This window comes from Serratia proteamaculans, assembly GCF_946227095.1.
In the GTDB taxonomy this organism is placed as follows: domain Bacteria; phylum Pseudomonadota; class Gammaproteobacteria; order Enterobacterales; family Enterobacteriaceae; genus Serratia; species Serratia proteamaculans_E.
Genome location: NZ_CAMISV010000007.1, coordinates 169,437 through 192,150, shown reverse-complemented (window position 1 = coordinate 192,150; position 22,714 = coordinate 169,437). Strand labels below are relative to the sequence as shown.

Annotated in this window: 23 protein-coding genes and 2 pseudogenes; 8 read left to right on the top strand and 17 right to left on the bottom strand. The window is 54.3% G+C overall.

Annotated elements, in window-relative coordinates; genetic code table 11:
• Positions 1-33 precede the first annotated feature (33 nt).
• Positions 34-948 (bottom strand): HTH-type transcriptional regulator AdmX, encoded by a 915-nt coding sequence (admX, locus tag OC597_RS15865; RefSeq protein ID WP_261416656.1) that lies wholly within the window; start codon positions 946-948, stop codon positions 34-36.
• 162 nt (positions 949-1,110) lie between these two features.
• On the opposite strand from admX, the pseudogene OC597_RS15860 reads away from it, so the two are divergent.
• Positions 1,111-1,356: pseudogene (locus OC597_RS15860) on the top strand (IS3 family transposase); the annotation flags it as partial.
• 157 nt (positions 1,357-1,513) lie between these two features.
• On the opposite strand, the gene OC597_RS15855 reads toward OC597_RS15860, so the two are convergent.
• The 3 genes and pseudogenes from OC597_RS15855 to OC597_RS15845 form a co-directional block, all read right to left on the bottom strand.
• Complete coding sequence (locus tag OC597_RS15855) at positions 1,514-2,125, bottom strand: dTMP kinase (protein WP_262209467.1); 612 nt, start codon at positions 2,123-2,125, stop codon at positions 1,514-1,516.
• Positions 2,126-2,235: 110 nt separating this feature from the next.
• On the bottom strand, positions 2,236-2,454 hold the full coding sequence (locus tag OC597_RS15850; RefSeq protein ID WP_207978229.1) for a DUF6500 family protein: 219 nt from the start codon (positions 2,452-2,454) through the stop codon (positions 2,236-2,238).
• Between the two features lie 176 nt (positions 2,455-2,630).
• A pseudogene (locus OC597_RS15845) lies at positions 2,631-3,080 on the bottom strand (nucleoside/nucleotide kinase family protein); the annotation flags it as partial.
• Between the two features lie 358 nt (positions 3,081-3,438).
• Here OC597_RS15845 and OC597_RS15840 point away from each other — a divergent pair.
• The 3 genes from OC597_RS15840 (at position 3,439) to OC597_RS15830 (ending at position 7,063) form a co-directional block, all read left to right on the top strand.
• Positions 3,439-5,877, top strand: coding sequence for a penicillin acylase family protein (locus OC597_RS15840; protein ID WP_262209464.1), 2,439 nt, complete (start codon positions 3,439-3,441; stop codon positions 5,875-5,877).
• Positions 5,878-6,148: 271 nt separating this feature from the next.
• Positions 6,149-6,445: a hypothetical protein gene (locus OC597_RS15835; protein ID WP_262209463.1), complete on the top strand. Its 297-nt coding sequence runs from the start codon at positions 6,149-6,151 to the stop codon at positions 6,443-6,445.
• Between the two features lie 18 nt (positions 6,446-6,463).
• Positions 6,464-7,063 (top strand): hypothetical protein, encoded by a 600-nt coding sequence (locus tag OC597_RS15830; RefSeq protein WP_261256036.1) that lies wholly within the window; start codon positions 6,464-6,466, stop codon positions 7,061-7,063.
• A gap of 12 nt (positions 7,064-7,075) precedes the next feature.
• Here the strand turns inward: OC597_RS15830 and OC597_RS15825 are convergent, their stop codons facing one another.
• Positions 7,076-8,008, bottom strand: a complete 933-nt coding sequence (locus OC597_RS15825) for a LysR family transcriptional regulator (protein ID WP_262209461.1) — start codon at positions 8,006-8,008, stop codon at positions 7,076-7,078.
• A 144-nt stretch (positions 8,009-8,152) separates the two neighbouring features.
• Here OC597_RS15825 and OC597_RS15820 point away from each other — a divergent pair, with 144 nt between their 5' ends.
• On the top strand, positions 8,153-9,043 hold the full coding sequence (locus tag OC597_RS15820; RefSeq protein ID WP_261256031.1) for an SDR family oxidoreductase: 891 nt from the start codon (positions 8,153-8,155) through the stop codon (positions 9,041-9,043).
• 63 nt (positions 9,044-9,106) lie between these two features.
• Here OC597_RS15820 and OC597_RS15815 read toward each other — a convergent pair whose 3' ends face one another.
• A complete protein-coding gene (locus tag OC597_RS15815) occupies positions 9,107-9,550 on the bottom strand; it encodes a DMT family transporter (protein ID WP_261256026.1) in 444 nt (147 codons plus the stop codon).
• Positions 9,551-9,572: 22 nt separating this feature from the next.
• Positions 9,573-10,094: a GNAT family N-acetyltransferase gene (locus OC597_RS15810; RefSeq protein ID WP_261256024.1), complete on the bottom strand. Its 522-nt coding sequence runs from the start codon at positions 10,092-10,094 to the stop codon at positions 9,573-9,575.
• Between the two features lie 39 nt (positions 10,095-10,133).
• Here OC597_RS15810 and OC597_RS15805 point away from each other — a divergent pair, with 39 nt between their 5' ends.
• Entirely contained in the window at positions 10,134-10,703 is a 570-nt protein-coding gene (locus OC597_RS15805; protein WP_085117530.1) for a helix-turn-helix domain-containing protein, read from the top strand.
• 27 nt (positions 10,704-10,730) lie between these two features.
• Here the strand turns inward: OC597_RS15805 and OC597_RS15800 are convergent, their stop codons facing one another.
• The 3 genes from OC597_RS15800 to OC597_RS15790 form a co-directional block, all read right to left on the bottom strand.
• Positions 10,731-11,024 carry a DUF2623 family protein gene (locus OC597_RS15800; protein ID WP_219016254.1) on the bottom strand — a complete coding sequence of 98 codons (294 nt, stop codon included), beginning with the start codon at positions 11,022-11,024 and terminating at the stop codon, positions 10,731-10,733.
• A gap of 153 nt (positions 11,025-11,177) precedes the next feature.
• The gene (locus OC597_RS15795; protein ID WP_262209459.1) at positions 11,178-11,765 is read right to left on the bottom strand and encodes a nitroreductase family protein; all 588 of its coding nucleotides are present in this window, start codon (positions 11,763-11,765) and stop codon (positions 11,178-11,180) included.
• An 86-nt stretch (positions 11,766-11,851) separates the two neighbouring features.
• Positions 11,852-12,733: a LysR substrate-binding domain-containing protein gene (locus OC597_RS15790; RefSeq protein ID WP_262209458.1), complete on the bottom strand. Its 882-nt coding sequence runs from the start codon at positions 12,731-12,733 to the stop codon at positions 11,852-11,854.
• A gap of 120 nt (positions 12,734-12,853) precedes the next feature.
• Here OC597_RS15790 and OC597_RS15785 point away from each other — a divergent pair, with 120 nt between their 5' ends.
• Together OC597_RS15785 and OC597_RS15780 are read left to right on the top strand one after the other, a co-directional pair.
• Complete coding sequence (locus tag OC597_RS15785) at positions 12,854-13,489, top strand: flavodoxin family protein (protein WP_262209456.1); 636 nt, start codon at positions 12,854-12,856, stop codon at positions 13,487-13,489.
• Positions 13,490-13,634: 145 nt separating this feature from the next.
• Positions 13,635-14,744, top strand: coding sequence for a glycosyltransferase family 9 protein (locus tag OC597_RS15780; RefSeq protein ID WP_262209454.1), 1,110 nt, complete (start codon positions 13,635-13,637; stop codon positions 14,742-14,744).
• Here the strand turns inward: OC597_RS15780 and OC597_RS15775 are convergent.
• The 7 genes from OC597_RS15775 to OC597_RS15745 all read right to left on the bottom strand — a co-directional run bounded on the left by OC597_RS15775 (position 14,722) and on the right by OC597_RS15745 (position 22,709).
• Positions 14,722-15,906 carry an O-antigen ligase family protein gene (locus OC597_RS15775; protein WP_262209452.1) on the bottom strand — a complete coding sequence of 395 codons (1,185 nt, stop codon included), beginning with the start codon at positions 15,904-15,906 and terminating at the stop codon, positions 14,722-14,724. The two genes, OC597_RS15780 and OC597_RS15775, sit on opposite strands and share 23 nt — an antisense overlap.
• Positions 15,884-16,792, bottom strand: a complete 909-nt coding sequence (locus tag OC597_RS15770; RefSeq protein ID WP_262209451.1) for a WaaZ-like lipopolysaccharide core biosynthesis protein — start codon at positions 16,790-16,792, stop codon at positions 15,884-15,886. The genes OC597_RS15775 and OC597_RS15770 overlap by 23 nt, the downstream gene beginning before the upstream one ends.
• Before the next feature lie 264 nt (positions 16,793-17,056).
• Complete coding sequence (locus OC597_RS15765; RefSeq protein ID WP_261284958.1) at positions 17,057-18,175, bottom strand: alkylhydroperoxidase domain protein; 1,119 nt, start codon at positions 18,173-18,175, stop codon at positions 17,057-17,059.
• Positions 18,172-19,218 carry a putative FMN-dependent luciferase-like monooxygenase gene (locus OC597_RS15760; protein ID WP_261256005.1) on the bottom strand — a complete coding sequence of 349 codons (1,047 nt, stop codon included), beginning with the start codon at positions 19,216-19,218 and terminating at the stop codon, positions 18,172-18,174. The genes OC597_RS15765 and OC597_RS15760 overlap by 4 nt, the downstream gene beginning before the upstream one ends.
• Positions 19,208-20,881: a dipeptide ABC transporter ATP-binding protein gene (locus tag OC597_RS15755; protein ID WP_262209448.1), complete on the bottom strand. Its 1,674-nt coding sequence runs from the start codon at positions 20,879-20,881 to the stop codon at positions 19,208-19,210. Before OC597_RS15755 ends, OC597_RS15760 begins: the two co-directional genes overlap by 11 nt.
• Positions 20,878-21,768, bottom strand: a complete 891-nt coding sequence (locus OC597_RS15750) for an ABC transporter permease (RefSeq protein ID WP_262209446.1) — start codon at positions 21,766-21,768, stop codon at positions 20,878-20,880. The genes OC597_RS15755 and OC597_RS15750 overlap by 4 nt, the downstream gene beginning before the upstream one ends.
• Positions 21,765-22,709, bottom strand: a complete 945-nt coding sequence (locus tag OC597_RS15745) for an ABC transporter permease (RefSeq protein ID WP_261285179.1) — start codon at positions 22,707-22,709, stop codon at positions 21,765-21,767. Before OC597_RS15745 ends, OC597_RS15750 begins: the two co-directional genes overlap by 4 nt.
• Positions 22,710-22,714 lie beyond the last annotated feature (5 nt).

The following is a 22,714-nucleotide window of genomic DNA, read 5'->3' as shown; positions in this document are numbered from 1 at the left end:
ACCGATACATTCATGACGCTTATATGAAAACATTTAGACTGTAGAAACAATTGACTTTTTATTTCCAGGGTATAACTCCAGGTTAACCTCCCTGAGCTGGCTACGTAGCTGTTTGCAGAGGAAATCGACAAATTTTTGTGTGACAGGGCTGAGGGAGGCATCGGCGCGGCGCAGCAGGTAGAGGTCAATCTTCATCGGCGGTGAAATCTGATGGATCATCTCCGGGGTCAGACTATGGCGGGCGGAGAAAATGTCGGTGATGCTGCATCCCACTCCGCGTTTCACAAATTCCATCGCCATGTAACAGGTCTCCACGTTCAGCCCGGTGGCGGAAAAAACCCGGCGTGTGGCGATGGCGGTTGAAAGCGAGTGTAAACCAGGGGAAATCCAGCGCTGCTGGTCAATATTATCAATCTCGACGGCGCCCTGCCGATAATCCTTGTCAACATAGACTAATGGCACTTCGGCTATCAGCGTGGCCATGATTTCACCCTGCTGAACGGGCTGCATCGTCAGGGCAAGATCGATTTCGCGCAGGCCCAGTTTTTTGACCAGCGTCTCAGTGTGTTCGGTGGTTAATGTCATCACCAGATTGCTGTTCTGTTGATAGAAATCGGTGGCGATTTCCGGTACCAGGCTCAAACCCAGGCAAGGTAAGCAGCCTAAGGTGAATTTTGCGCGAGGATCGCGGGCCAGGTTGTCAGCCAGTAAACGCAAGTTAGACAGATCCTGATAGATACCCTGGGCTTTTTCGAAAAGCTCGAGCGCTTCGCGGCTGGGCAATAGCTTGCCGCGGACCCGCTGAAAGAGCTTAAAACCGAGCTTCAGTTCCGCGTTTTTCAGCGATTTACTGGCGGCTGGCTGAGAGATGTTCAGTGATTCCGCCGCACGTGAAAGCGAGCCGCATGTCATCACGGTGTAGAAAATCTCCAGATGGCGAAGTTTCATAGACTGTTCATCCAGGGTTATGGGTGACGAAAAATTCACTTTATAACAACAATTAATCATCATAAATTCAACCTCGGAGCAGCGCTAATCTTATTTTTTGCGCTGGCTGAACATCAGACGCGGGTCACAGTGGAGTGCCCCGTGCCCATAGACAAATCTGCCCTATATGTCTGGCTTCATTACCCTGTTTCAGCAGGAGAAAAGGATAATCATCGGCTGCTGGGATTAATCTGTGACTCTTACGCATTGAGCGGCGGAGTTTATGGTTACCGCAAGATTCATGGTGATCTGCGCGAAATCGGTGAAATATGCAGTAAAAACCGTGTTGCCAAAATAATGAAGAAAAACAAGATACAAGCCTTGCATGGCTATAGGATCCTCCGTGGTGTCAGAGGCAGAGCGTCACTAGGAGGGGAATTCAGGATCAGCTTACTTATTAGCCGGTTATTGGCAAAGGTGATCCCAGTCAGAGGAGCCATATTAGAAAAGCCCGCTCAGGGAAACCTGAGCGGGCTTTTTGCGTTTGCTGAAAGGCCACCAAGAGCGAAAGCAAGAATGTGGTACATCAGCCAAACACTCTGTAGATCTCGGAAATCACCTGCATCGTTGCGTCTTCGATAGTTCCTTCATTACGACATAAAACCCAGCCGTGATTTGCAATTTCTCGCTCGAACGCCTTGGTACAAGCGACATGCTCTTCCAGCTTATAAATCACCGTACTACTTAACCCACGCGATCGGGCCGCGGCCCTCGCCCATGAAATATCAGGCGCAGTAACAACCCCGACATGCAGGTCTGGCGTTCGCACGTTTCGTTCAATGTTAAGCTGTAAAATCTCTGCAAATGGCACCATCCGGCGAAAAGCGGCATCCGACGGGTACCAGCGATCCATCAAGATAATGCTGTCCGGTGGCTGTTTAGTCAGCACTTGCTGGGAAATCCAGGCACGGCTATCAGCAAAGCGCTCACAAACCTCCAATTCCAAATCCAGGGAGGGATTTCTGGCGAGCTGGTTAACGAGGGCCATTGTTTCCCCCCTGTAGGGATCGCTTTTTTTCTCGCAAAGTCGGATCACCTTCTTGTTGTCTGCCCTTAGTGCTTTCGTAATGGCCTCCAACAGTGTGGTTTTACCGGCTCCTTTGGGCCCATCCAGAGAAACAAACAGCTGACGACTCATTCTTGAAATGACGATTGATATAGGGTTTTTGTATAGCTTGCATCTGGCAAAAGCATCTTACTTCCTTCGTATGAATAGCTGCCCCTTCTTCGTTCGTGGGAGCCGCTTGTTTACTTCATGGCTAAAACGAGAGATTTTATCTTTTCTGCCTTTTCAAAATGATCCAGTTTCATCTCCATAATCCACCAATGCGCAACCTCCATCAGCAGTTCCGGATCATCATTTTTATTGGCAAAAAAAGCATAAAAAGACAGCCCTACGTTACTGCCCTTGGTCACAATTTTTGCCTCACACGTCCTGATGATCTTTTCCTTCATTCCAGCCCGCACGTTCTCTCCTTTTTCGCTGGGTTTAAGTCTACTAACCATAACATCTGTACGTACAACACCCGAACGCCACGTATCTCGTAAGAATCATAATATCTCTTCGGTTCATCGTCCGTGTGAGTTCAACGTGCCAACGTCTGCTTCTGGCACAAAACTGCCCATGGCAAGAACGTGGTGCATCATCCAAACACTCTGCAGATCTCGGAAATCACCTGCATCGTTGCGTCTTCGATGGTTCCTTCATTACGGCATAAAACCCAGCCGTGATTTGCAATTTCTCGCTCGAATGCCTTGGTACAAGCAACATGCTCTTCCAGCTTATAAATCACCGTACTACTTAGCCCACGCGATCGGGCCGCGGCCCTCGCCCATGAAATATCAGGCGCAGTAACAACCCCGACATGCAGGTCTGGCGTTCGCACGTTTCGTTCAATGTTAAGCTGTAAAATCTCTGCAAATGGCACCATCCGGCGAAAAGCGGCGTCCGACGGGTACCAGCGATCCATCAAGATAATGCTGTCCGGTGGCTGTTTAGTCAGCACTTGCTGGGAAATCCAGGCACGGCTATCAGTAAAGCGCTCACAAACCTCCAATTCCAAATCCAGGGTGGGATTTCTGGCGAGCTGGCTATTCCTCGTCCAGAGTGAGGACAGTCTCCCCATGTCCAATTTTGTCCACAGATACGTTTAATTAATGATTTACTCTTAAATTAAAAAATAGAAATTAAGTATCTCTTTTCCATTCATTTGAAATCAATCACAACAAAAAAACTACCATTAATCAGTAAATCAATAATTAGATTAACGTCAACATCTACCGATGGAGTGTTTCCGAACAGTGAGTCAGGACACACAAAATGACTTTAATGCTTAAATTATGTATCACTTTATTGATTTTATGTAGCAAGCTAACGAGATCCTCACGGCAAGGTCACCCGCCGTGAGCGCCCCCTCCGCCGCGATAACAACGAGTTAACGAGGAAACCAGATGAAATTGTTACTTCAAACGCGTACTGCTTTGCTACTGGCTCTTGGGTTGGGTTGCAACCTGGTTATAGCCCAAACTTTTGCCGCCGATGTGACGATAAAACGGGACACCTACGGGACCCCTCACGTGTACGCCAATGACGTTTACGGGCTGTTTTATGGCTATGGTTATGCCATCGCTCAGGACCGCCTATACCAGTTGGAAATGTCCCGGCGTAGTACTGAAGGACGTGTCGCCGAAGTTTTGGGTAAAGACTACTTGTCGTTTGATATAGGTATCCGTCAACAATACTCTCCTGCCAATATCAAAGCCCAGCTGGCCGCGTTACCCAAGAGTGATCGGGATATTCTTGATGGCTATGCTCAAGGCATTAACGCCTGGTTAAAAAAAATCGATGCCAACCCGCAACAATTGATGCCAAAGCAGTTTATTGACCATAACTTTAAACCGGCCCCCTGGACGGACTTCGATGTGGCCATGGTATTCATCGGTTCCATGGTCAACCGGTTCGGAGACTACAACACCGAACTGGAAAATCAGCAATTGCTTGCCGGGCTGATAAAAAAGGATGGCGAGACACAGGGCAAAGCGATATTTAACCTGCTGCTTTCTAAAGATAACCCAGACGCACCTACCACCATTCCCAAGGGGGAATGGCAGCCTTCGGTGCGCAATGGCGCCTATGTTTCTGCCCCGTCGGCGGCATCTGCCCTGAGCCCTGTAGCTCTCCCGTCAGAGACGACAACCAATGAAAAAGCGCCACGCTGGACACCGCCGAAGGAGAAAGCTTTCAGTAACATCATCGTCCTGAGTTCCCATAAATCCGACGGCGCCATGAGCATTTTGTTAAATGGGCCTCAGTTCGGTTTCTATCAGCCTTCCTATACTTATTCTATTGGGTTACATGGGGCGGGTTATGACGCGGTGGGGAACAGTCCTTTTGGCTATCCGATGGTGGAATTCGGCTACAACCGTGACATCAGCTGGGGGAGCACATGGGGGGCTGGCGACAATGTCGATATATACCAGTTGAAACTGAATCCTAAAAACCCTGAAGAGTATTTCTATCAGGGAAAATACCGCCTTCTGGAGAAACGGATTGAAACCATCGCGGTGAAGGATAGCGAAACCCAGCATTTGGCCGTTTACCGAAGCGTGCAAGGTGCCGTAATCGACTACAATCCCAAGCTGGGTCTGGCTTATGCCAAACGCCGTGGCTGGGAAGGCGAGGAAGTCGCCACCTTACTGGCCTGGAATAAAGTCGGCAAAGCGAAAAACCATAAACAATGGCTCGATCAGGTCCAGCATTCCGCCATCAACGTCAACTGGTACTACGCCGATAACAAAGGCAACATTGGTTATGCCTTGGGGGGGCGTTATCCCATACGTCTCAAGGGGCACGACAACCGGTTACCCGTACCGGGTGACGGCAGCTCCGAGTGGCAAGGTTTCATGCCCTTTTCCACCAATCCTCAGGTCTACAATCCTAAAACGGGTTACATCGCTAACTGGAACAACCGCCCTGCGGAAGGTTTCCCTAATCCGGACGAATGGTGGTACTCCTGGAATACCGCCGACCGCATCCAGACGTTATTCACCCGCATCGATAGCCAGCCGCGTTTTACACCTACACAGTTATGGAATTTGTTGATGGATGCCGCCTATGAGGATCCCAACGCGCGCTTTTTTGTGCCCCAACTGGTCAAAGTCGCCAGCGAAAGTAATAACCCGAAACTGCGTGAAGCTGCCGCCATCCTGGGTAAGTGGAACTATGAGGAACGGGATCTGAATGCCGATGGTTATTACGATACCCCGGCGACGCCGATCTTCCGGGCCTGGCTGCAACATATGCTGACTCTGTCGCTGGGGGGAATATTGCCTGCAGAGCAAGCGCCATGGTTCCTTGACCCCGGCTATATGACACCGGGAGAGAGTACTACGGGCAGCCAGAATATTTCGGTTGGTGCCAAAATTCTGTATCAGGGCATGACCGAAAACCACCCGACATCGGGCTTTGATATCTTCAAAGGCAGGGACATCGATGGCCTGATGATTGAAGCACTGACGCTCACCCTTAACGATCTGGAGAAATCGCAAGGCGAGAAGATGTCGGCATGGCATACCAAGGTGTCAAACACGACTTATCAGACGAAAAACTTCCTTAACATTCCGCAGGCGGGCTCAGACGAACACATTCAGAATCGCCTCGCCATGAACCGCGGGACCGAAAATGACATGGTGGTATTTACCGATAAAGGTGTCACCGGTGTCGAGGTAACGCCCCCTGGACAGTCAGGTTTTATCGCTCCGGACGGAAAACGCTCGAAACACTTTGACGATCAGTTGTCATTGTTCGGTGATATGAAAAATAAACGCACATGGCTTAGCAGCAATGATGTTCAGGCTAATACGGCCTCCCAGGAAACCATCAGCTATTGAAGCCAATGAGTGATAGTGTTGCCGCCTACCGATAATGGGTATAAACAGCCCGGTTCATGTTTGAACGGGGCTGTTTATACCGCCTGACGGGGGACGCAGGAAGTTGCCCATTGCATCATTGTGCGAGACGTCCCGCCTTTTCGTCTTTTGCCCCGGCCCTACCCCCCTATCAGTTGGCTTCCCTGCCACCTCCCCCAGTAGACTTGGTTGTTATGAAATTCTTCAGACGGCTTGACTGTACGATAAATATCGTACAATATAAGGAGGTAGTATGGGGTTCAGGGACGTAAAACAACTCGCTATACGCTGTCGTCAGCAAGGAGCGTATGACCATGAGGTCCGCAGCAATATCGATGTGAAAAATCTGTTCGCTACCGGGCAAATTGATGAAAACGATGTTATTGAACTTATCAGGAAAACGACCGGAGATGCGTATCAGTGCCGCCCGCATCACCAGGACGCCGCTACTGATGTTCACATTCTTCAACCCTGGAAGTCAGGTTGCTACTGGTACGTGAAATTTTATTTTATGGAACCCGACATCATCTTTATCAGCGTGCATCAATAACTCAGCAAGGAGCTCACGATGAGAATTGTCAAAGAAGGCGATACGCGCACCGTTCTGTGCCAGCACTGCGGAAAATCAATGGCGACTTATCGTTTACGCGATGTGGACTTCAGCGATCGTCGCGGTACGGTGAAGAACATTCTGGCTGCCGTCTGTAACCAGTGCGATGCGGTAGTCAGTATTCCCGCCCAGTCTACGCCACGTGTTAAAAGCGAGTTTGAACAAACAAAATCAGCGTTGGAAGTGAGAGTTCCGGCCCACTATCTCGATATTCTTAACGTTGCCACGCAAAAAATAGACGCTTCGCTGGACGAAGATTTTCATAAGATACTGATCCTTTACTATCTCCATGCGCTAACCACCGGCCGTTATCAGCAGCAAGAGCTGAAAACGCTGTTGGACAGTGAACTGGCGAAGGCCAAATCGTCTAAACGCTTGTCGATGAAAGTCAGTAAAAAACAGCTGGAAGAATTAAACAGCATAATGGAACAGCAGAGCCTGACCCGAAGTTCCGATGTGGTAAAAGCGGTGATCCTTAAAATTTATCAGGACCTGGTGCAGGAAAAAAACTTAGGTATATTGCCGGAATTACGCAATGTTGCCGCCGCGTTTTCCTAAGCCTTGTGCTCCTCAGAACTGATTCAGTGTGCTACCTGACGGCCCCAGACTGTCAGTCAGGATCTTCAGCAGCGCGCGGACTTTGGGCAGTGTCTGACGGCTTTTGAGCCAGGCCAGATTAATGGGTAATCCCTCGGTCGCCAAATGGGGCAACACCTCAACCAAGCTGCCATCTTCGAGCTGCCGCGCCACCAGCCAAGTGGGCAATTGTGCGATGCCGTGCCCGGCCAATACCGCCGTGAGCTGCCCTTCCGCATCACCGATCGCCACTCGCGCCGGCAATATCTTTTTCTCGCTGTTATTCGGCTGCACGCCAGCAAAATGCCAAGGGGTGAGCATGCCGTTTCCCTCGCCATAAACCACACAACTGTGATTTTCCAAATCGTGCTCGGTTTTCGGCTCCCCTTGTTTTTTCAAATAAGCGGGCGAAGCGCAAAAGATATGCCGCTGAGCACCCAGATAACGGTGCCCCAAAGCGTTCGGCCAAATATCAGCGCCACCGATGCGTACAATGATGTCGATGCCTTCGATCACGGGATCAACAAAGCGATCGGAAAACGAAATATGCGGCATCAACAGCGGATGATCTTCAATCAGTTTGAGGATCACCGGCAAAACATGCAGGCGGCCATAAGCAGCGGGAAGATCGATACGCACCTTCCCCCGTGGCTCGGAGTTTTCGGCCTGCATTGAAAGTTCCGCCTCCTCCAACTCACCCAGTACGCTGGTGCAGGTGCGATAGAAAGCCGCCCCGGCATCGGTCAGCGACAGACGCCGCGTGGTGCGGTTAAACAACTGCACCTGCAGCCGGCTTTCCAAACGGGCGATGCCTTTGCTGATGGCGGAGCTGGTCAAATTCATGAGTTCTGCGGCGGCAGTGAAACTCCCCATATCCGCCACGCAAACAAATAAGTCGATACCTTTAAGTCGTTCGGAAGAAAACATAGCCCGCCACATTAATGAATTTAATTCCACAAACTCGGTAATTTATAGCCTAAATAGGAAAAAAATTCTCAGTAAACTCCTTCTTGCAGCAAGTCATTAGGCCTATGACTTATTCAGCAACAAACTACAAAAAGGGGTTATTTCGTGAGCATCATAAAGAAACCAAGGGTACTGATTACCGGCGCCACCGGCCAGATAGGCGGCGATACTTTGCGCAACCTTCAGGCGGACAACTCCATCACCCTAGTGGCAGCCGTACGCTCCCCGCTAAAAGCCGCACCTTTGGAGGCTCAGGGCATTCACACCGTCATTATGGATTTTGATAAAGAAGAAACGCTGGCACCAGCGCTGCAAGGCATTGACCGCGCCTTTTTGGCAACCGGTTACACGGTAGATATGCTGCGCCAGAGTAAGGTGTTTCTCGATAAAGCGAAGCAAGCCGGCGTGCAGCATATTGTGCACTTGGGTGCCTGCGGCCGTGACGACACGACCATTGCGCACTGGGCCTGGCACCAACTGGTCGAACGCTATATTGAGTGGTCCGGTTTCTCCTTCACGCACTTGCGGCCGGAGTGCTTTATGCAAAACCTGATCGGCTACGGTGGCGTCCCAGCAATCGTCAATGGCGTCATTCAACAATACACCGGCGATGCGCCCTTCAGTTGGGTAGATGGCGAAGACGTTGCGCTGGCGGCGGCGTATTCGTTGCTACATCCTGAAAAACACGCGGGTAAAACCTATCGCTTGGGTTATGACGCCAGATCTTATGGCGAGATCGCCGCAATGATGACCGAAATGCTTGGCCTGCCGTTTCGCTATGAAGCACTGGATCACAGCGTTTTCATTGAGAACATGCGGCAATCCGGTGCCGAAATGGCTTATATGAGCTGCGTTGGTGACAATCTGCGGCGTATTGCCGAACGCGACATCCCCGGCGTTGAAGAGACTTTTGATAATTTCCCGGAGATAGCCGGTAAAGAACCGGTGCGCTGGCCAGAGTTTATCCGCAAGCACCGGGCCGCCTTCATCTATTGATGGCAATACCGGTGTTTTTATCAAAGACCGTTCAGAGAAACCTGAGCGGTTTTTTTTTAGCGCTCAAAAACTTCTTCTGGCCACCAGAAAAGCGCCAATCACCAACAATATACCGCCCAGCAGTGCGGGCAGGTTTTCGCGCAGTGCCCCGGGGCCGGCCTTGTAGATATCGGCCATCAAGCCCGCCACCAACTGGCTGGCCACCAACACGGCAATGGTGGTTGCCGCCCCCAGTTTCTGGTAGCCCAGAATGCCGGAGAAGACAAAGAACGAGCCCAGCAGGCCGGGCAATAACATCCACAACCTGAGGGTACCGGTGACCTCCGCCAGGGCGCTGACGCCATTTTTGGCAAACAGCAACCCCATCAACAATACCAGACCGACGCTGGAGTTGATCACCAGCGTAATCAGCACCGTCGAAACGCTTTCGGTGATACGCACCATCAACAGGTTCTGGATAACCAGGCTGACCCCGGCCGCCACCAGCAGCAATAGCATGATATTCATAGAGGTTCCGTTCTTTGCAGCGTCATTGGCGGGCTGGCGGTGCGTTGCTGTCGTCGAGTTTTAACTGCAGGAAGGTCAAATCCAGCCATTTGCCGAACTTGGCCCCCACTTCACTCATCCGGCCGACCATTTCGAAACCCAGATTGATATGCAGCTGCACAGAGGCCTGGTTGCCAGACTCAATGCCCGCCACCATCACGTGTTTGCCCATCGCCCTGGCGTGTTCAATCAACGCAATCAACAGCGTTTTCCCCACCCCGCCGCCACGGCTGTCTTGCCGAACATAAACCGAATGTTCCACGGTGTGACGGTAACCGTCCCATGCCCGCCAATCGCCAAATGAGGCGTAGCCCACCACCTCGCCCGCCTCATTGCTCGCCACCAGCACCGGATAGCCCGCCGCTTGCCGCTCCGCCATCCACGCGGCACGGTTTGCCTCGTCGACGCTAAGTTCATTCCAGATCGCGGTGGTATTAAGCACAGCGTCGTTATAGATAGCAGCAATGCCTGCGCTATCGGTTATAGTCGCGTTACGGATAAGCATGTTGACCTCTTGGTTGACCGTCTACTATCATACTACGATATGAATAATAAATTAGACAACCTAAATCAACGCATCGGTGCGAGGATCCGCATTGAACGTGAAGCACGCCATTGGTCGTTGTCCGATCTGGCCGAACGGGCCGGTGTTTCACGGGCGATGGTGCACAAAATTGAGCGTGGTGACAGCAGCCCAACGGCGATGTTGCTGGGCAGGCTTTCCGGCGCGTTTGGACTGAGCATGTCCAAACTGATCGCGCGGGCGGAAACGCAGGAAGGCCGATTGATGCGCCGCCAGGACCAACCGCTGTGGGTCGATCCCGACAGCGGCTACGTGCGTCGCCATGTGTCACCCCAGTCAGATATCCCGCTCGATCTGGTGCGCATTGAACTGCCCGCCGGTGCTGCGATCCCCATGCCGGCTTCGGCCTATGCCTTTATGCGACAATTAATCTGGGTGTTGTCCGGCTCGCTGGTGTTCCAGGAGGGTGAAACCCGCCATGAAATGGCCGAGGGTGATTGCCTGGAACTCGGGCCCCCCACGGACTGCGTGTTCAAAAATGAGAGCGCCGAAACCTGCATTTATCTGGTGGTGGTGATGAATAAGGCCTGAGTCCGTCAAGCCATACGACGGCGGTGCTTAGTTTTGCCGATCGCGGTTATATCCTGCGCAGAAAAATTTTTCGGCCAGGCGATTGGCACCGCCAGAAAAGAACTCGCTCATCACTTCCCCATTGAGACTGTACGCCCGACACAGCAACCCGGCTTCGAATGCCGCCTGGTTTTCGTCGCCCAGGCTTTGGGCCAAATGGTGAGCATAGCCCAGTACAAAGCCACGTTTGTAGTCACAGCAGAACCGGGTAAGCTCCGAAGCCGGTCCGGCGTTTTGTGCAGCCAAACCGGCCATCAGCCCCTTACCGAAGTGATTGTTCATGGCACCTCCTCTATCATTAATCGCTATATAAAATATTATATAACGATCATTGTGCGCATGGACATACTCACAAAGTTTTACCTGGTTACCTGAGCACATAAAAAACCCGCAGAGCAAAGCCCTGCGGGCGGATGAACATTTAGATCAGGACGATTACAGGGTAAAGTTCAGCCCTTCTACCACCGTCTGCTCAAGCGGCAGGCGCCCTGAAGGGATCTCTTTTTGCTGCAGGAACTCCGGCAGCAGGGATTTATCGCCCGCTTTGCCGATCGCCACCATGCCGTGCACCTGATAGTTGTCCGGCAGGTTCAACGCAGCCTTGATTTTGTCATGGTGAACACCGCCCATGCAGTGAGTCAGCCAGCCTTTCAGGTGCGCCTGCAGCGCCAGATTGGCCCAGGCAGCACCGGCATCAAAGGCATGACTCGGGTTACTGACTTCCTTCTCACCGTTCAGACTGGTGGTTTTGGAAATCACCACCACCAGCGCCGAAGCGTGCTGCGCCCAACCGCGGTTGAACTCAACCAGGAAATCCAGATAGCTGTCCCAACTTGCCGAGCCGTGCTTGCTGTAAGCAAAACGCCACGGCTGAATGTTATAGGCCGAAGGTGACCAGCGCGCCGCTTCAAAGAAGCTCAGCAGGGTCTCATCGTCGATAGCATCATTGGCCAGCGCGCGCGGCGACCAACGTTCAATAAACTGCGCATCAATCGGGTAATCAGAAACTCTTGGCTCGCTCATGGACATCTCTCTCATGGGAATGGATAACAAAGTTATCTGATATTCCCATGTCTCACGCCAGAAAAACTTTTATTTTGTGCCCTGACTCAGCGCCGAACCTCCTGTTGCAACCAGTCCAGAAAGGCCCGTACCGGCGGGTGCCGTTCGCGGCCAGGCACGCACAGCGCAGTATAAGCCGCGCCCGGCACGCAAATATCCGGTCGATAAGATGCCAGCAAACCGTTACGCACCAGATCGGACACCATCACCGAACTGGCCAGCACCAGTCCCTGCCCGGCCACCGCCGCCTGCAACGCATAATGCTCTTCGTCATAAGCCCGCAACGCGCTATGCCGCTGCCACCAGTCGACTCCCGCAGCCTGGCACCACTCGCGCCAGCCGGTTTCATATAGGGTGGAGTCATGCCAATGAACGGTGATCAACGTGGGCGCGGGTTGCTCCATTACACACAAATCCGGGGCACCGTAGACACCAAAGCGCTCCTCCAGCCGCACCGCCTGATGCAGTTGTGGGTAGCTTGCGCTGCTGTAGCGAATGGCAATGTCCACGCTGGCGTCCTGCTGCAGATCAATCACCTCGCCGCAAGCCTCCAGCCGTACCAGATAATGCGGATAGGCCTGATAAAAACGCCCCAGGCGCGGCACCAGCCATAACGCAGCAAAAGAATGGGTGACGGAAACACACAATGAACCGGCGCTGGGCACCGGCCGCAAAACATCCAGCGTGGTGGCAACATCAAGCAGCGCGCCGTGGACCCCGGCGAACAAACGCTCGCCCTTGTGCGTCAACCTAACGCCACGCGGCACCCGGTCGAACAAGGCAAAGCCCAACTGCTGCTCAAGCGCCTTGATCTGATGTGACACCGCCGTCGGCGTAACCGCCAGTTCCAGCGCCGCCTGTTTGAAACTGCACAGGCGGGCAGCGGATTCGAAGGTACGCAATGCTGTCACGGGAAGTGAAGCAAACATGGTCAAGGCCTATACAGATGAATTTATCTCATCCTGACAGAGTAGCCGTCATTTGTCGCTGGCGCTGCACTCACCGTAAATTGACAGCCGTATTCCCCTACTCAGCAAACGGAGAGTGATATGAATTCATCTCAGCAACCCAAACGCCTTATCGTCCTGGTGGGCAGCCCACGCCGCGACGGTAACAGTGCCAGCCTGGCGCAAGCCGTCATGGCGGGTGCTGCCGAAGCCGGTACCGAAGCCAGCCTGCATTTTCTCGATGACTACATCAGTGGTTTTCTGGTGGATGGGCGCCATGCCGAACCGCCTGCCGACCGCTATGGCGAACTGTTTCTGGAACACTTCTTGCCGGCGGATGGGGTGGTATTTTGCACCCCGCTTTACTGGTACGGCATGTCGGCGCAAACCAAAGCCTTTTTCGACCGCTCTTTCAGCTATTACTCCAATGCCTATCCGGACGCAGAACAGGTACATCAGCGTATGAGCGGCAAACGCATCGGGCTGACGGTGGCCTCGGAAGAAACTTATCCCGGCGGAGCTATGGGGATCGTGCATCAAATTCAGGAATTCAGCCGCTACTCGCATTGCGAATTCGTCGGGGTGGTCCAGGGGGCGGGCAACAACCGGGGCGAAGTCAGCCGCGATCCGCGCAATCCACTACAGGCAGCCCGCGATTTGGGGCGCGAGATTTTCACTCGCCACTATTCGGATTACCGGATGGATACGCCACGCAGCACGCAGGTTTGGCAAGACTGACTCAGCAAAGGGGTAATCTGTTGCCCCTTTAACAAGGTTACGCAAGCATATGTAGCAAACTATTACCGACCATTGGCCCACCAGGACAAACATCATATGATGCAGATGCCAGACTGGCGCATCTAATAACTCGAAGTGAAACCCGATGTCAAAACAGTGGAAAATAACGGCGGCCAACGCCTGTCTGCAGGTGTACACCCGGTTGGGTGGCAACTTTAAAGAAAAGGCCAGTTTTAAACCGGAGCTGACCTTCGAACGCATCGTTATTTTTTCCACCACCGCCCTCGGCGACCTGATGTTTAATACACCGGCCATTCGCGCAGTGCGTGAACGCTACCCAATGGCGAATATCACCCTGGTTTCCAGCCATAAAAATAAACAACTGGTCGCGACCAGCCGTTACTTTAATGCTGTCATTTATTGGGATCATAAAGCCAAAGACATGCTCAGCATCATCCACCAGTTGCGTAAGCATAAGCCGCAACTGGCCGTCATCCTGCACTCAAAATCCCCTTATGATGTGATTGTCGCCATCACTGCCGGTTGCCAATATCTTTTCAAAGACGTCTACGGCAATAAAGCCAGCGGTATGGAAACCTGGCTGAGCGGCGTAAGCCAGAGCACCGGTGGGCATTTAATTCAGCGCAAGCTGGATCTGGTAGCGCAACTCGGGTGTAAAACCGACAACACCGAGATGTTTATTCCCGTTGAGTTTTCGCCGGTGAATAAAACCGCGGATAAAATCCCAATCGGTTTTCAAATGGGCGCTTCTGAAACGCTGCGCTGCTGGCCCGTCGACCAGTTTATTCGCCTGGCGAAACTGCTGCTGGCACAGTCGCCACACCACCAAATCGAATTAATCGGCTCCCCGAAAGAGCTGGCTATCGAACGGGAATTTATGGCGGGGCTAACGGCGGACGAACAGCAACGCGTGGTCAGCCATATTGGCAAAACCACCCTGCCGCAACTGCTGGCGGTAATGTCAAACATGCAGGTACTGGTGACCGGCGATACCGGCCCATTGCATCTGGCCATTGCGCTGAAAACACCGACCATCAGCCTGTTTGTCACGGCCAACCCGCAGCATACCGGCCCCTATCAAAACAGCGAATTGCATCAGGTAATGAACGTGTCGGTGGATGCGCAAAAGCTCACCACGGCTCAACGCCGCCAACCGCTCAGCATTATCTCTGAAGATGAAGTGTTTGATAAAGTGACGAGCGCGCTGGCGTTCACGCGCCCGCAGGCTGACTAACGAACCCTTTGGTCGGCTGGGCGAAAACCATCGCCAATGGGAACCAGAACAGGTACCAGAACTCCGCCGGGTTGGCGATGACAAACATCCCCTGCGAGCAGTAGAAGATCAGCATAAACAGGTACAAAGCCGCCTCCAGCCGCCGCCCGGCCCTGAGGTGACGTGCGGCTTGCCGCGCGCCAAACGCCAGTAATCCGGCGAACAGACAAAAACCAACCAGCCCGCCTTTGAGCAATGCGCCCAGATACAGGCTGTGAGTGGTATGAATAAACTCGCCGGTATAATTGGTAAAAGTCAGTTCTCTATCAAATCCATAGCCAAAAAACGGCGCCTGTTCTATCAACGCCAGGCTGTGTCGCCAAATACTCATTCGCACAAAACTCTGCTGATACAACTCTGAAAAACGCGTAATCAGCATTTCTCCGATGGATGACCATAGCACCATGCCTGCGGTAAATATGATCATTGCCACAATCAACATCGCCAATTTCTTATTCAACGCCCGGTAATGCGTGGTTAACACCAGAGCCGCCATTAAGGCAATCAAAGGCCCGCGGCTCTGTGTCAGTACCATAAAGGCCAAAAGTGCGGGGATCACCAGCAGTATCTTTTTCTGCTGGGTATCACGAAAAACCATCAGGCTTAAAATAATGCCCAATGCAGCATAACCGGCAAGATCTATCACATTGCGCGGCCCGGGATTGGCGTCAGAGGTTTCTCTGAGGGTATAAATTTTAGAGTAGTCGACCCAGGCAAGATACAGACATAGCAGTGTAATGCCGGCGATCACGCAGCAGAGCAAGAGATTACGCCGGGGGCTATCCAGCACGCTGACCAACAGACCCAAATAAATCAGGATATAAGTGCTATGCGTCAGGGCAGACAGCGCATCTTCCGGTGTGCCTCCCCAAAAATTACTGGCGGAATAGTACGCCAGAAAATACGCTGCCAAAGCGATACCGATGAGTGCAGCACGCCTGCCAAACCAGGCCTGACGAAATTCCGGTCGGGTGGCCAGCGTCAGCAGGAAAAAAAACGCCGAGATATGAAATAGATTATTCACCCGGGTATGACCGCAAAAAATGGCGCTGAAGAAGGAGAATGTCAGGAAGACGTAAACAGCGATCGGTGTGGTGACATCAGTTTTCTTTGAAAAAATCACTGCAATCAACCTTTTCAAAAATACGGGTATCTATGGCGCTCGCCAATGAAAAATTCTTTACGTCAATATTGTTGATTTTCATTCTTTCAGCCGCATGGCTAAAAGCCGGGATGATCATATCCTCGACCTTTTCGGGTAAAAATGTCGGCAGTTTGTTTTCTGGCGTTTCATAGAAGCGCGGCAAATGGAAGTTGTTCATATCCAGCCCGGCAATAAAGAGCTGTTTAAACCCCAGGAAGGAGATGATCTGAAACACCCAATAAACCACCGTGCCGGCATCGAAAATACCCTGCCGGATATCATGACTAAAGGCTATGGATTTACAGACAGAAGAAAAATAGACGTTACTGTCATGGCGGTAATGTTCCCACAATGCTGGAGGATTTATTTTTGGGCTGTAAATTTTGAAAGCCGCATCTTCGATGACGGCAAACTGGCACTTAACGCCTGCCAGCGTGAAACGATCAATGATTTTCGTCACGCCGTGGACCGTCGTAAACAGGATTAAATCCTCTGCCAGAACAATATCTTCTATAATATCCGGCCGTTGATCAATAAACCCCATATCGACAATGACGTAAAAACGAAAGCTCACCTGTTGGTTTAAGAAGTAGGCCCCATTGACCCCGATGGCCGGCATATCAGGAATATCGCTAAAGCAAACAGAGCTCACCGATGGCCCGGTAGCCGTCAATAATATCGGCCCCTGAAATCGGTCTTTTAACGCTGAAAGTTCCACTATAGGAATCGTCTGACTCTTATAATAAAACTCGACAATCTCACCACTATCCGCACGTTCAATTTTCACGTAAGGCCAGAGATTTTCATTATGCCGATAAGGGCGAGAATGTGAATAACGGTATATCTGCTTAAAAAAACTTCCCATCGAACCCATTTCCCATCATAAATTTATCCACACCAACAAAGATTCGTCTGATCTAAATTAAATCCATTGATGGGGTGAGTATCGGAGCATTCATGACGGCGAGCAATTTATGCAATTTGAGTTCTTCGTTATAATAACGACAAGAGATATATCAATTTGTTAAAAGTGTAAAAATCATGCCTGAAAAGGTAATTATTATCTTAAATTGCACAGGGGCGAAAAATTTCGCCCCTGTTTACACAGCGATTATTGGCGGGAGACTTATTAATCGTCGAAGGGCTCACCCAGAGTCAGCATCAGCCGGTTAGCCCAGGCAAAGAACGCCGTCGACTGCACCAGATCCAGCAGCGCCAGCTCATCCAGCCCCTGCTCGCGCAGCAGTGCCAGTTGTTCGGCGTTAGCCTGCGGCGGCGTAGCGGACAACGCGGCGGCAAAGTCTATCTGTGCCCGCCACGGCTCCCCTTGCCCCTCACTCAACACGCCCCCCGGTGCTACCTCCAGCAGACGTTGTACCTCATCCGCCTGTTTGGATAACTGTGCCGCCTTGCGCGCATGCACCGAAGCACAATAGATACAGCCATTCACCTTGCTGGCCACCGTGGCCGCCAGTTCGCGATCCTTACGTTCCAGCCCGCCTTGCGTATAGAAAATCGCCCGATCCGCCAGCGTTCGATGCTCCAGCACCGGATGATTACGTGCCAGCAGGCGGAAATAATCCGAGTCGCCATGCCCGAAGCGCGTCAACAGCGCCTGACCCGATGCATCAAACTCCGCCAGCGGCCTGGCGGCGATCCACGGCTCCCAGCCCAGTTCCTGACGGGTAAACAGCGGCGGCGCATGGCGGCCGCTCAGGGTGACGGATTCGGTGCGCCAACTGCCGGCTCTGACCGGTGAGCCGCTACTGTCCCCCTCAACCGGCTGACCGCCAAGTAGCCGATAGCCGGTTAACAGACGGCTTTGGAAACTGACAAACGCGATCAGTTGCGACAGGGTGACGATAGCGTCCAGTGACCAACCGGCTTGCTGCAATGCCTGCAAATGCAGGGCATCGGCGCTGGCGGGTTTGAACGCCAGCCGTTCGGCATGACCCAGCGCCGCCTGCAAACGCGGGCTATCCTCTGCACCTCCCTGTTGTTGCAGCAACGCCGCATAGTGGGCCGCCAGTGATTTATCAGCATGCCATTCGCTGATGCGCTGGGCGATTTGCAACCGCTGCGCTACAGGAAAATCGCCGGCATCCGCGGGAGCGAATAACGCCAGGTAGCTGGCCTGAATCGCGTCCGTCGCCGCCTGCCGTGTCACTCTGGCCTGTGCCAATGCGGAACCGGGCGCGATCTCTGCCAGTACGGCCAGCAGGTCGTCATTATTCAATATTGCAGTCATACCTTTTCCTCAGCGTGATGTTCATGGGTGACGGAAGCGGGAGTACGACGTTGCCAACCCAGCTCCGGGGCAACGTGACGGGCGATCAGCTCAATAGAATGCAGAATGTAGGCGTGCGGTGGATCGATGGAATGCACCTGAAACGCCAGGTCGGTCACCCGCGCCAACGCGCTGTCTTTCTGCAACGAGGCAATCACCTGATCCGGGGTACCGAGATGCACGTCAAAGGCCCGGATCAGCCCATCGAGCGACTCATCGGATGGTCGGTGGCCACTGGCGCGCAGGCGTTCAAGCCCACGACCCAACCCCTGCGCGGCAAAGTCCCGCGCCTGTTGGCTATTATCGGTCACCAGGGCGGTGCGCGACCCCATAATGCGCGGTGCAATGCCGGGCGGCAGCGCCGCCAGATAGGCGTCAATAATCGGGTTCTGCAACTCGTCCAGCGGCAAATCTGGCGCCTCTGTCGGGCGCGGTTGGGTGCGCGACAGCATTAAGCCGTCACCGGCACGTCCGGCGCGTTCGCCACCTTCCACCGAAAAGGTCGCCTGCCAGACCCGCTCCGCCAGTTGCGGCGCGGCCGGGTACAAACGGTTATCCTCACCGCCCAGGGCCTCGCCACGCCAGGCGCGCAGCAGTGTATTGAAGTTGTCGGCAAATACCGCGTGGCGCTGCTGAGCATCAAAACCGAAGGCGCTGAACGAAGACGGCGTGCCGCCGGCGGCAATCCCCACCTCCAGCCTGCCGTCAGACAGCAGATCCAGTACCGCAGTATCCTCCGCCACCCGAATGGCCGACTCCATCGGCAGCGTGATCACCCCGGTGCCCAGCCGGATATGGCGAGTTCGTGCCGCCACCTGTGCCAGAAACACCAGGGGTGAAGGCAAGCCGCCCTCATCCTCATGAAAATGGTGCTGCGCCACCCAGGCACTATCAAAACCGACCCGTTCCGCATGCACGATTTGCTCGGTTGCCAACCGATAACGCTGTTGTGCACTGCCCTGATCCAGCAGGCGGGTGAAAAAACCCAGTCTTTTACTGCTCATAAATTGCGTCCTTAATCTTGGGCTGTTCGGCATAAAACTGACGGCCGGGAATGGCCTCAATCAACTGACGGGTGTAATCACTGCCCGGCATGGCGAACAGCTCGCCGGTCGCGCCGCTGTCCACCTGTACCCCTCGATGCAACACCGAAACGCTGTGTGAAATCTGCCGTACCGTGGCCAGATCGTGTGAGATAAACAAATAGGTCAGCCCCAGTTCCTGCTGCAAATCCTGCAACAGCCGCAGGATCTGCGCCTGTACCGTGACATCCAGGGCCGAGGTCGCTTCGTCCAGCACCAGTACCCGTGGTTGCAACACCAGCGCCCGGGCGATCGCCACCCGCTGACGTTGGCCGCCGGACAGCTCGCGCGGCTTGCGACTCAGCAACTCGTCCGGCAGCGCCACCCGTTCAAACAGTTCACGTACCCGGCGATAACGCTCGACTTTGCCCAGCGGTTCAAAGTTCAGCAACGGCTCTTCAATCACCTGATACAGCGTCTGCGACGGATCGAGCGAACCGAACGGGTTCTGATACACCAACTGAATGCGACGACGGAACTGCCGCAGCGCTTCGCCCTTCAACTGGGTGAAGTCGACGCCGTCGATAATGATTTGCCCGGCGTCCGGCCGTTGAAAACCGAGCAGGCAGCGTGCCAGCGTGGTTTTGCCGGAGCCGGATTCCCCTACCAGCGCATGGGTGGTACCACGCGGCACGCTAAACGACACCTGATCCAACGCACGGTAAGTTTTGCCCCCCACACCGGCCAGGCGGAAATCTTTCACCAACCCATTAACCTGGATCGCCAGCTCTTGCGTACTGTTCCGGGGTTGCGGCACCGCTGCACGGGTCAGCGATGGCACATCGGCAAACAATCGGCGGGTATAATCGCTGGTGGGGGCACGCAGCACTTCGGCGGTCACGCCCTGCTCCTGAACCCGACCATGGCGAAACACCAGCAGCCGGTCGGCACGCTCCGCCGCCACTGCCAGATCGTGGGTCACCAGCAGCACCGCGGTACCAAACTCCTGCCGCAGTTCGTCGATCAGATCGAGAATGCGCTTTTGCACCGTGACATCCAGCGCGCTGGTTGGCTCATCGGCGATAATCAGCGCCGGTTGCAGCGCGATAGCGATGGCAATCAACACCCGCTGTTTCATGCCGCCGGAAAGTTCATGCGGATACTGACGCGCCCGCAGCTCCGGGTGGGTCAGACCAACCCGGGTCAGTAATGCCACCACCCGCTGCTGCACCTGTTTGCGCGGCAGGCGACGGTGAATATTGAGGATTTCCGCCACCTGTTCGCCGATCGTCTTCACCGGGTTAAGCGAGCTGGACGGATCCTGTGGGATCAAACTGATTTGCGCGCCCCGCACCGCGTCCAGACGTCGTGATGACCAATGGCTGATATCGGTGCCGTTGAGACGGATAGCGCCCTGCTCCAGACGGCCATTTTCCGTCAGCAGGCCAATGATTGCCTGCGCGGTGGTGGTTTTGCCCGAACCGGACTCGCCGACCAAAGCCACCACTTCCCCCGGCTGAATGGCGAACGACACCTGATGCACCACCCGCTGGCTACCGGTCGCGCCCTGATAGGCAATCGACACCTGCTCCAGCGCCAATACCGGCGTGGCCGCCGCCCGTTGTAATGCCGTCTGAATACTCATGGCTGCGTTCTCCCCAATGCACGGCTGATGCGGTTGGCCGCCAGCACCACTGCCACCACCGCCAGCCCCGGAAAGGTAGTCAACCACCAGGCGGTGGAAATGTAGTTGCGCCCTTCGGCGATCAGCAACCCCCACTCCGGCGTCGGTGGCGGGGTGCCATAACCCAGGAAGCTCAGGGTGGCGATCGCCAAAATAGCGCTGCCAAACTGCAACGCCGAGAAGGCGATCACCGAAGTCAGCGAGTTCGGCAGAATGTGCCGCCACAGCACCGCCCAGAAGGTACCGCCGCTGCCATAGGCCGCCTCGACGTAATCACTGTGCCGCACCCGCACTACCTCTGCGCGCGCCAGGCGGGCAAAGTTGGCGACGGAAGTAATCCCGACGGCAATGGCGGCATTAACCGTGCCAAACCCCAGTAAAATAATGATGCTCAGCGACAGCAGCAGGCCGGGAATAGACAGCAAGACGTCGACAAAGCGCATCACCGCTTCGTCCGCGATGCCCCCCACCGCACCGGCAATCAGCCCCAGCGCGGCACCCAACAATAAACCCAGCGCGACTGCCACCAGCGCTGCAGACAGCGTCTGCGAGGCACCATAGACAATGCGCGCATACAGATCGCGCCCCAGTTGATCGGTGCCCAGCCAGTGTTCGCCGCCCGGCGCCAGCCGCTGCGCACCGGCGATACCTTCGGTGCCGCTGTAGGCGGTGAATAGCTGGGGCGCCAGCGCCCACAGCACCGCAATGGCGATCACCGCCCAGGCCAGCAGCAAGGTCAACGGCACACGACGACGGCGTGGACGGCTGGTCGGTAAGGTTCCTTCACTTTCCAGACCGCCCAGATCTCGCTCCGGTACGACCGCTTTTTCATAGGAGATACTGCTCATACGGCGACTCCTGTGTGGGTTTTCAGTCGTGGATCCAACAGCGGGAACAGCAGATCCACCAGCAGATTGAGGGTGACGAAAGCGGCGGCGGAGATCACCACGATCGCCTGCAGTACCGCCACGTCCTGATTCAGCACCGCCTGCAGGGTCAGTTGTCCCAGCCCGCTGCGGCCAAACACGGTTTCGGTGATCAGCGCGCCGGCAATCAGTTCACCAAGCAGAATGCCGGCTATGGTCAGCGCCGGCAGCATGGCGTTGCGCGCCACATGCCGCCACAGCACCCCGCTACGGCTGGCACCTTTGGCGCGTGCCACGGCGACAAACGGCTGGGTCTGCACCTGGTCAATGCTGCGGTTCAGGATCTGCGCCAGCGGGGCGGAGATCGGCACCGCCAGGGTCACAATCGGCAGGATAAGCCCTTGCCACTCACCTGGGTTGATCACCGGGATCAGCTTGAGTTGGAACGAAAACACCTGGATCAACACAATACCCAGCCAGAAGGTCGGCACCGAAACGAACAGCGACGGCAGCGATTGCAGGGCCGATCTCAGCCAGCCAAAGCCGGTCAGATTGGAGATAAAGGCAATCGCCAACGCCAGCAGCAGCGCCAGCGTAAAGCCCAGCACCGCCAGTTGCAGCGTGGCGGGCAGGTTGGTGGCCAACAGTTCGGTGACCGGTACCCCGGCCTGAATGGAGTAACCCAGATCCCCCCGCAGCACGTTACCCAACGCATGCAGATACTGCTGCCACAGCGACACATCGGCACCATAGGCGGCACGCATATCGGCGATCTGAGCCGGACTGAGTCCCATGTCCGGATTCTGGAACTTAATCAGGATCGCATCGCCCGGCAGCACCTGCAGCAGGAGAAACGACAGACTAAAGGTCGCCCACAGCACCAGCAGCGCTTGTGCGATACGCCGCGCCAGATATCGGCTCATCATGG